A 1,979-nucleotide genomic window follows, 5' to 3' on the forward strand; every position below is an offset into this window, starting at 1 on the left:
GTCCCTTCGGTTCCCTGGGCCCTCTCGGTGTCCGGGGCGGGGATTTCGGCTGCGGCGAGCAGGGCGCAGGCGCGGGCCACGTCGTCGAGGTGCCGGGTGCGCAGGGTCAGTTCCAGCGCGTCCAGGAGCGGGGCACGGTCGAGGCGGGCCCTGCGCTCGTCGGTGTGGGCGGTGGTGCCGTTGCGGGCGTCGAAGCGGCTGGCGAGGTCCTCGGCGCGGCTGCCTGCCTCGGCGCGCAGGCCGGCTGCCGTCCAGGTGCTGCCCGCGTATCCGGCGGCGGGCAGGTCGCCGTGCCCGAGGAGTTCGACGCGCTGGAGGAGGACTTCCACTCCGGTGAGGAAGTCGAGCTGGTCCAGTGGCGAGTCCACCTCCTCGAACAGGCTGCGGTTTTCGGCGAGGAGTTCCAGGCCGCGTGCTTCGTTGCCGGTCAGCGCGCAGAACTCCAGGTGCCGGCCGACCTCCCCGGACATCGAGGGATTGCGGCGGCAGCCGCGGTAGCCGGTCAGGTGCAGCTGGCAGGCCCGCTCGGTGTGTCCGGTGCGCACCAGGGGCAGCAGCGCGTGGGAGATGGAGCGGGCCGGCTCCTCCTGGCAGGACTCTTTGCCGGCCAGGACGGGTTCCCAGGCGCGCAGCGCCCGCGCGTCGTCGCCCGCCGCCAGGTGGTGGCGGGCGCGCCCGCAGATCTCGCAGGCTTCGCAGTCGCTGAAGGGGGTGCGGGTGCGACCCGCCCACAGCTCGTAGGCGAGGTCCGTGTCCTGGCCGAGGTGGACGGCCAGGTGGTAGGCCTGTCCGTAGTAGGGCTGCAGGCCGAGGCCGGCCTTGGCGTAGCGGTCGCGCATTTCGGTGAGCCACTGGCGCAGGCTGGACAGCGGTATCTCGGGCAGGGCGCGCAGGGCGCCGGCCACCCATTTGAACCGCCAGAACAGCAGGTGGCGCAGGCGCTCGTCGAAGACGTCGGGCTGCTCGTCGAAGAGGGTGAGCAGGCGGGCGAAGACGACCGGCGACTTACGCGGTTCGGAGCCGTAGGTGTAGGCCTCCTGGAGTTCGAGCAGCGCGTGGATGAGCGGGACGGGCTGGGCGAACTGCTCGGCGGCGTCGACCAGTTCCTCGGCGGTGACGGTGCGGGTGCGGCCGTAGGGGCGCCGGTCGTTGTCCTGGAGCGCCTCGTAGAGCGCGTCGGTGGTCTGGGGTGCGGTCGGCATCGTCAGCTGTCCTTGCGCAGGGCGTGGGCGAGAAGGTCGAGGAAGGAGCGGTTGATCAGGCTCGATTCGGCGGGCCGCAGCGGGCGCCGGGACAGCAGTGCGGCCTGCCCGTAGAGGGCTTCGGCGCTGGTGCGGGCCAGCTCGGGCTCCTCGATGGCGACGGCGGTGCGCACCAGCGGGTTGAGCTGGTTGAGGATCAGCTGGGCGCGCGGGGCTTCCTGGCGCAGGGCGCCCAGGATGTCGCCCCACAGGCCGCCCTCCTGCTCCCTGGCGAGCTGGGAGCGGGTGCGCTCGTGCCGGGCCTCGCGGCTGTCGATGAGCAGGGCGGGGGCGGAGGCGGGCTGGAAGGTGCGCAGTGCCACGTCGCAGTCGAAGACGGCCAGGGCATCGCGGGCCCGGGCCAGGTAGGCAGCGGCGGCCAGTTCGCTCTCGCGGTCGACGGGGTCCAGGTGGGCGGTCAGGACCGCCGGGTCGAGGTCGGCGACGCTGACCTCGGACCTGATCTCGGGCAGCCGGTGGACCAGTTCACGGTCGTAGGTATAGCCGCCGTTGACCACGCCCAGGCCGGCGGCCGAGGCGATCGCGGCGATCTGCCGGAACTCCTCCACACTCGAGGTCACCAGCACGGTGCGGTGGGTGCGGGCGAAGGCGTCGAGGGTGGTGTGCCCGTCGCTGGTCTCGAAGGGCAGCCAGGGCAGCAGCATCCGCAGGATCTCGTCGTCGTGCACGGCGAGGGACTTCACGGCCAGGTGGTGGGCTTGCAGGAAGCGGGCGAGC

At 72.6% G+C, this 1,979-nt stretch carries 2 pseudogenes; both read right to left on the minus strand.

The window, feature by feature from the left end:
* Nucleotides 1-1,202: pseudogene (locus ACQKIP_RS46120) on the minus strand (hypothetical protein); the annotation flags it as partial.
* Between the two features lie 2 nt (nucleotides 1,203-1,204).
* A pseudogene (locus tag ACQKIP_RS46125) lies at nucleotides 1,205-1,979 on the minus strand (HSP90 family protein); the annotation flags it as partial.

It is taken from the genome of Streptomyces sp. NPDC059900 (genome assembly GCF_050270335.1).
GTDB lineage: Bacteria > Actinomycetota > Actinomycetes > Streptomycetales > Streptomycetaceae > Streptomyces.